6 protein-coding genes are annotated in these 7,238 nt (G+C 73.1%); 1 reads left to right on the forward strand and 5 read right to left on the reverse strand.

What is annotated here, in order from left to right; translation table 11 throughout:
- Window positions 1-68: 68 nt before the first annotated feature.
- Window positions 69-1,274, reverse strand: coding sequence for a CPBP family intramembrane glutamic endopeptidase (locus VG296_RS12435; protein WP_325565828.1), 1,206 nt, complete (start codon window positions 1,272-1,274; stop codon window positions 69-71).
- 100 nt (window positions 1,275-1,374) lie between these two features.
- On the opposite strand from VG296_RS12435, the gene VG296_RS12440 reads away from it, so the two are divergent.
- Window positions 1,375-2,070 carry an ATP-binding cassette domain-containing protein gene (locus VG296_RS12440; RefSeq protein WP_325565829.1) on the forward strand — a complete coding sequence of 232 codons (696 nt, stop codon included), beginning with the start codon at window positions 1,375-1,377 and terminating at the stop codon, window positions 2,068-2,070.
- Here the strand turns inward: VG296_RS12440 and hemB are convergent.
- From hemB to VG296_RS12460, 4 genes are read right to left on the reverse strand one after another with little or no spacing between them, the layout of a single operon-like run.
- On the reverse strand, window positions 2,034-3,011 hold the full coding sequence (gene hemB / locus VG296_RS12445; RefSeq protein ID WP_325565830.1) for a porphobilinogen synthase: 978 nt from the start codon (window positions 3,009-3,011) through the stop codon (window positions 2,034-2,036). The genes VG296_RS12440 and hemB overlap by 37 nt on opposite strands.
- A gap of 51 nt (window positions 3,012-3,062) precedes the next feature.
- Entirely contained in the window at window positions 3,063-4,865 is a 1,803-nt protein-coding gene (locus VG296_RS12450) for a uroporphyrinogen-III synthase (protein WP_325565831.1), read from the reverse strand.
- Window positions 4,866-4,879: 14 nt separating this feature from the next.
- Window positions 4,880-5,860 (reverse strand): hydroxymethylbilane synthase, encoded by a 981-nt coding sequence (gene hemC, locus VG296_RS12455; protein WP_325565832.1) that lies wholly within the window; start codon window positions 5,858-5,860, stop codon window positions 4,880-4,882.
- Window positions 5,860-7,173 carry a glutamyl-tRNA reductase gene (locus VG296_RS12460; protein ID WP_325565833.1) on the reverse strand — a complete coding sequence of 438 codons (1,314 nt, stop codon included), beginning with the start codon at window positions 7,171-7,173 and terminating at the stop codon, window positions 5,860-5,862. Before VG296_RS12460 ends, hemC begins: the two co-directional genes overlap by 1 nt.
- Between the last annotated feature and the right edge of the window lie 65 nt (window positions 7,174-7,238).

Consider the following 7,238-nt stretch of genomic DNA (forward strand, 5'->3'; position numbering starts at 1 on the left):
GACAAGGCGCGTCCCCGCTCTGGTGCGGCTGTGGCACCGGAGCGGGGACGCCGTGTCTCCGGCCCCGGTCAGCCGGTGGATTCGGGATCGGTCCGCGGGACCTGCGGAATCTGCGGGACCGGGGGGACCTGCGGAGGCGTCGGCGGCGCGGCGTACGCGGATTGGGCCGTCTGGGCGGCGTACGCGGCCTGGGTGGCCGCGGTGTACTGCGCGTAGCGGCGGCGGACGCCGCGGTCGGACAGCTCGATGCAGAGCACGATGATCACCATCACCAGCGTCGCGAAGCCGAGGCCGAGGATCAGCAGGCCGCCGATCGCGTTGGGCGCGACGGACGCGAGGTACTCGATGAAGTCGTACGTCGCGTGCGCGAGCACGATCGGCCACAGCAGGCGCCAGCGGCGGTAGACCCAGATGTTGACGACGGTGAAGATGATCACGCCGAGCGAGGCCCAGCCGTAGTACAGGTGGAACGGGATGCGCAGGCAGACGGCGACCACGTAGATCAGCCACGAGCGCTTGCCGACCGCGCCTGCCGCCTCGAGCGCGTTCACGGTAAGCCCCGTGACCAGCATCTCCTCGCCGAAGCCCGCCGCGAGCGCGACCACGAAGCCCACCGGGATGAGGTACAGGCTGCTGCCCTGGCTGGGCGCGCCGGTCTGGTAGTGCGTGACCGCCGTGTAGATGACCACCGAGAGCAGGAAGCCGACCACGCCCGCCATCGACACGAAGTACGCGCGGCTGAACTGCCAACCGCGGCCGCGCTGCGTCGGAGGCCGCGGCGGCATGTAGTACGCGTAGCCCGGCCAGAAGTACCCGTTCGCGGGGACGGACGCCCCGTTGCCGTTCTGCGTCGGCTGCTGGTGTTGCGACGGCTGCTGCTGCGGCGGTGCCGGGTGCTGCGGCGGCAGCAGGTTCTGCGGCGGCTGCGGGTACGGCATCCCGTACGCCGGCTGGGGGTACGGCGGCGGCTCGACCAGCTTGCCGAAGAGCATGCGGAGCGTCACGCCGCGCTGCAGGCAGAAGAACGCCACGCCGAACACGGTGACGCTCGCCTGCATGACGTACTGCAGGATCTCGTCGAGCGCGCTGACCGGACCGCTGATCTGGTCGGAGCCGAGACTGGGGTTGTGCAGCAGGATGAGCGCGCTCAGGATGCCCAGACCGAAGGACGGCACGTAGACGCCGAGGATCTCGCCGAAGGCCCGGATCAGCGGGATACGGCGCTCAGCAGCGGGCTCCGGCCGACCGTTCGATATCTGGTCTCGGATCTCCACGCGCCACGAACCTCACACATCTCGACACTGCTCGACAAGGGCCCACCCCTCGAGTTTGCTTTGTATCACGAGTCCGGTCCAAGCGCCTGAAGGGAACGCGATGCCCACCGCCGATCGACTCTCGATCCGCGAGGTCAGCGCGGGCTATCCCGGCGTGCCGGTGCTGGACGGCCTCAGCCTGGAGGCCCCGCCGGGCCGGCTGACCGGCCTGATCGGGGCCAACGGCGCGGGCAAGTCCACGCTGTTCGACGTCGTCTGCGGACGCCTGCGGGCCCGCCGCGGCCGGATCCTGCTCGGCGGCCGGGAGGCCGTCGACATCGACATCACGCACACGCCGACGCACCGCAGGGCCCGCCTGGGCCTCGGCCGGACCTACCAGCGGCTGGAGGTCTTCGGCTCGCTCAGCGTGGCCGAGAACCTGCTCGTCGCCGCGCGCGCGGCGGGCGGGACGGACCCCGGCCGGGCCGTGGCCGACACGCTGCGCCGACTCGGTCTCGCCGACTTCGCCGCGTACCCCGCGGGGAGACTCCCGACCGGGATCGCCCGCCTGGTGGAGATCGCGCGCGCCCTCGCCGGCGGCGCGGGAGTGCTGCTGCTGGACGAGCCCTCGTCGGGCATGGCCGCCGCGGAGCTGACCGACTTCGCCCGGACGCTGCGCACGCTGGCCGCGGACGGTCTCGCGCTGCTCATGATCGAGCACGACATGGAGCTCGTCGAAGCCGTCTGCGACGAGGTCTACGAACTGCGAGAAGGAAAGTCCTATCCGAGCAGCCGGATCGCCTCGACGGCCCAGTAGGTCAGGATCACGCTGGCGCCGGCGCGGCGAATCGAGGTGAGGGTCTCGAGGATGGCGCGCTCGCGGTCGATCCAGCCGTTGGCGGCCGCGGCCTCGACCATCGCGTACTCGCCGGAGACCTGGTACGCCGCGACGGGGACGTCCACCTCGGCGGCGACGCGCGTGATGATGTCCAGGTACGCGAGCGCGGGCTTGACCATGACCAGGTCGGCGCCCTCCTCGATGTCGAGGCGCACCTCGCGCAACGATTCGAGGGCGTTGGCCGGATCCTGCTGGTACGTCTTGCGATCGCCCTCGAGCTGCGACTCGACCGCCTCCCGGAAGGGGCCGAAGAACGCGGAGGCGTACTTGGCCGAGTAGGCGAGTATGCCGGTGTCCTGGAGGCCGTGCTCGTCCAGAACGCGCCGGACGTAACCGACCTGACCGTCCATCATGCCGCTCGGGCCCAGCAGGTGGGCGCCCGCCTCGGCCTGCGCCAGCGCCATCTCGCCGTAGCGCTCGAGCGTCGCGTCGTTGTCCACCGTGCCGTCCGCGCGCAGCACGCCGCAGTGGCCGTGGTCGGTGAACTCGTCGAGGCACAGATCGCTCATGATCACGGTCTCGTCGCCGACCTCGTCGGACACCTCGCGCAGCGCGCGCTGCAGGATGCCGTCCGGGTCGGTGCCCGCACTGCCGATCGCGTCACGGTGCTCGGGGACAGCGAAGAGCATCAGACCGCCGACGCCCGCGGCCACGGCCTCGCGGGCGGCCTTGCGCACGCTGGGCAGCGTGTGCTGGACGACGCCCGGCAGCGAGGCGATCGGGGCCGGCTCGCGCAGGCCCTCCTTGACGAACACCGGCAGCACGAGGTTGCCCGGGTGGATCCGGGTCTCGGCGACCAGCCGCCGCATCGCGGGGGTCGTACGCAGCCGGCGCGGACGGAACGGAAGGTCTATCGCCATGCTCGGAATCCTACGCTCGTCGATCCCGCGGCCGGCCGGCGGCCCGGGATCCTACGCCCGCCTGCGCCGCGCCCGGGTCCGCTCCGAGGGACGGGTGACCGGGTCCCCGGCCTCGATCTGCGCCGCCCGGCGGGCCGCGCCGAATTCGGCCAGCGCCGCGGCCAGCGCCGCCGCGCTCGGGCTCGGGCTCAGCACGTCCACCCGCAGGCCGTGCTCCTTGGCGGTGGCCGCGGTCTGCGGGCCGATGCAGGTGATCACGGTCGCGGCGTGCGGCTTGCCCGCGATGCCGACCAGGTTGCGCACCGTCGATGAGGAGGTGAACAGCACCGCGTCGAAGCCGCCGCCCTTGATCGCCTCGCGGATCGACTCGGCCGGCGGGGCGGCGCGCACGGTCCGGTAGGCCGTCACGTCGTCCACCTCCCAGCCCAGCTCGACCAGGCCCGCGGACAGCGTCTCGGTGGCGATGTCGGCCCGCGGCAGGAAGACCCGCTCGATCGGGTCGAAGGCCGGGTCGAAGGCCGGGAACTCGGCCAGCAGGCCGGCCGCCGACTGCTCGCCGGCCGGCACCAGGTCCGGCACCACGCCGAAGGCCTTGAGCGCCTTCGAGGTCTGCTCGCCGACCGCCGCGACCTTGATCCCGGCGAACGCGCGCGCGTCCAGGCCGTAGTCCTCGAACTTCTCGCGCACCGCCTTGACCGCGTTGGCCGAGGTGAACGCGACCCACTCGTAGCGGCCGGTGACCAGGCCCTTGACCGCGCGCTCCATCTGCTGCGGGGTACGCGGCGGCTCCACCGAGATCGTCGGCACCTCGGTGGGCACCGCGCCGTACCGCCGCAGCTGCTCGGACAGCGCGCCGGCCTGCTCCTTCGTGCGCGGCACCAGCACCCGCCAGCCGAACAGCGGCTTGCTCTCGTACCAGGAAAGCTCGGAGCGCTGCTCCACGACCGCTCCCACCACGACGACGGTGTTCGGACCGAGACAGGAGACCCGCTCGGCCTTGAGGGCGGCGGCGATCCGGTCCAGCGAGCCGGTCACGGTGCGCTGCGAGGTGAGCGAGCCGTCCACGGTGACCGCGACCGGAGTGCTGCTCGGCCGGCCGGCCGCCAGCAGTTCGGCCGCGACCTCGTCGATACGGTCGCCGACGCCCTGCAGCACCAGCGTAGACGCGCTTGCCCCGGCCTCGCCGAGCTGGCGGTGCCAGTCGGACCAGGCGGTGAAGTCCTCGCCGGCCAGCGGGTGCGGCGCGGACAGCAGCCGGACGTCGCCGATCGAGCCGCGGCTGAGCGGGATCCCGGCGAACATCGGCACGGTGGTGGCGCGGGCCAGGCCCGGCACGACCTCGAAGGGCACCTCGCCCTTCACGCACGCCGCGGCCTCGGTCTCCAGCGGGCTGAACAGGCCGGGGTCGCCGTCAAGCAGCCGCACCACGTGCCGGCCCTCGGCCACCGCCTCGGCCATCGCGTGCAGCACCTGCTCCGGACAGCCGGCGTGGCCGAACACCGCCGCGCCGCCGTCGGCGCCGAGCTCGATCACCCGCACGTCCGCGCGGGCCAGCGGCAGGAAGCGCTCGAGCAGCAACTGGTCGAGCACCAGCACGTCCGCCTCGGCCAGCGTCGCGGCCCCGCGCACGGTCAGCAGGTCCGGGTCGCCGGGGCCCGCGCCGACGAAGCTCACCCGGGCCAGGTGCGCCGGACGCGGCCGCTCGACGACGGGGGCCCCGCCCCCGGCCACGCGCACCTCGGCCGTCTCGGGGTCCTGCGGACGCGGCACCGGCAGCCCGGTGCCGTCCAACGCGCCCTCGATCTTCTCCAGCGGGGTCAGCGTGCCGCCGCCCGCCGGAACGGTCGCGGTCATGGTTCGAACGGCGCTCACTGTGTTTCTCCCACCTGATGAGTCATCAAGTCCGCGGCGCCCTGCGCCAGCAGCCAGGCGGCGAGCTCGGCGCCCAGTCGGGCCGCCCGCTCCGCCGGGCCGGTCAACGAGCCGCGCACGCTGGGCGGCACGCCCGTCGGAGCCGATTGCGCCTCGGCCGAGGCGACGATCCCGCTCAAGATCAGCTCCCGCTCGTTCTCGTGGTTCAGCTGCGCGTAGCCGCCGACCGGCGCGTGGCAGCCCGCCTCGAGCGTGGCCAGCAGCGAGCGCTCGGCGGTCACCGCGGAGCGCGTGGGCGCGTGGTCCAGGGCGGCGAGCAGCCCGCGCAGCTCGGCGTCGTCCTCGCGGCACTCGACCGCGAGCGCGCCCTGGCCGGGCGCGGGCAGGAAGTCCGCCGGGTCGAACAGCTCGGTGGCCTCGGCGATCCGGCCGAGGCGGTTCAGGCCCGCGTAGGCGAGCACGACGCCGTCGAGCCGGCCCGAGGCGACGAAGCCGACCCGGGTGTCGACGTTGCCGCGCACCGCGACGACCTGGAGGTCGGGGCGGGTCAGCCGCAGCTGGGCCGCGCGGCGGGGGGAGCCCGTGCCGATGCGGGCGCCGGCGGGCAGATCGGCCAGCTTGCGGCCGTCCCGGGCGATCAGCACGTCGCGCACGTCCTCCCGCTCCGGCACCGCGGCCAGCACCAGGTGCTCGGGGTCCGCGGTCGGCAGGTCCTTGAGCGAGTGCACGGCGAAGTCCACCTCGCCGCGCAGCAGCGCCTCGCGCAGCGCGTTCACGAACACGCCGGTGCCGCCGATCTGGGACAGCAGCTCGTTCGTGGCCTGCGAGGTGTCGCCGTAGGTGGTGATCTCCACCAGCTCGACGGCGCGGCCGGTGGCGGCGGTGACCGCCGCGGCGACCAAGCCGGACTGGGTCTTGGCCAGCGGCGAGCGCCGGGTGCCGAGCCGGAGGGTCCCTAGCCTGAGGGTCCTGGTCATCACTGATTCTCCGTAGGCTCGGCGCGGCTGACCGCCACCGCAGTGCCGGGATCGAGGTTGAACAGTTCGCGCAGCGCCTGCGCGTACGTGACGCCGCCGTCCGCCACGGCGAGCTGCTTGACCCGCACGGTCGGCTCGTGCAGCAGCTTGTCCACCACGCGCCGCACGGTCTGCTCGACCTCGGCCCGGGTGCGCTCGTCCAGGCCGGCGGTGCGTCCGTGGAAGCGGTTGAGCTCGGCGGCGACCAGCTCGGCGGCCATGCAGCGCAGCGCCGTCACGGTCGGGGTGACGGAGCTCGCGGTGCGCAGCTTGCGGTACGCCTCGACCTCGGTGTCGACGATCTGCCGGACGGCCTCCAGGCTGTCGTCGCCCGGAACCTCCGCCGTCGCGGCCTTCTGCGTCTCGGCGATCAGCTCCAGGTCGATCAGCCGCACACCGGGAAGCCGGCCGATCGCCGGATCGAGGTCGCGCGGCAGGGCCAGGTCGATCAGCGTGACCGGCGCGCCGGATCCCGCGCGTGCGGCGGTGAACTGAGCCTCAGTCAGCACGAGCTCGGTCGCCCCGGTGCAGGACAGGATCAGGTCCGCGTCGGCGAGGCAGGAGGGCAGCTCGGACAGCGGCGCGGCCGTGCCGTTGACCGCGGCCGCCAGGCGCTCGGCCCGCTCGGGGGTGCGGTTGACGACGGTGAGCGCGGCCTCCGGGTAGCGGCGCAGGATCGTGGTCGCGGCCAGCGCGGACATCGATCCGGCGCCGACGACGACCGTGCGCCGCGGGGGCTCGGCCCGCTCGGCCACGGCCAGATCCAGCGCGGCGGTGACCAGCGACTGACCGGCCTTGTCCAGCGCGGTCTCGCTGTGCGCGCGCTTGCCCACGCGCAGCGCCTGCTGCATCAGTTCATTGAGGACCGGCCCGGCCGTGCCGACCTGCTGGCCGACCGCGAGCGCGGTGCGCAGCTGGCCGAGGATCTGCGGCTCGCCGACCACCATCGAGTCGAGACCGCAGGCCACGGTGAACATGTGCCAGGCGGCCCGGTCGTCGTAGTGCACGTAGAAGTGGCGGGTGAGCACGTCGCGCGGCACCGTCGTGTACTGCGCGAGCAGCTCGGAGACCTCGGCGAGGGCTCCGTGGAACTTGGAGACCTCCGCGTAGACCTCGAGCCGGTTGCACGTGGCCACGGCGACGGCCTCGGAGACGTACTCGGACCCGACCGTGTCGCCGAGCAGCTTGACCACAAGCTCCTCGGTCAGCGCGGTCTGCTCAAGCAGTCGCACGGGAGCCGTGCGGTGCGAAAGTCCGATCACCAGCAAGCTCACGACGCCACCTCGCTAGCGCTCGGTAGACGCGTTCGCGCTGCGCTCAATGATGAGCTCGCAAACTC

Source organism: Actinospica sp. (assembly GCF_035552695.1).
Taxonomy (GTDB): domain Bacteria; phylum Actinomycetota; class Actinomycetes; order Streptomycetales; family Catenulisporaceae; genus Actinospica.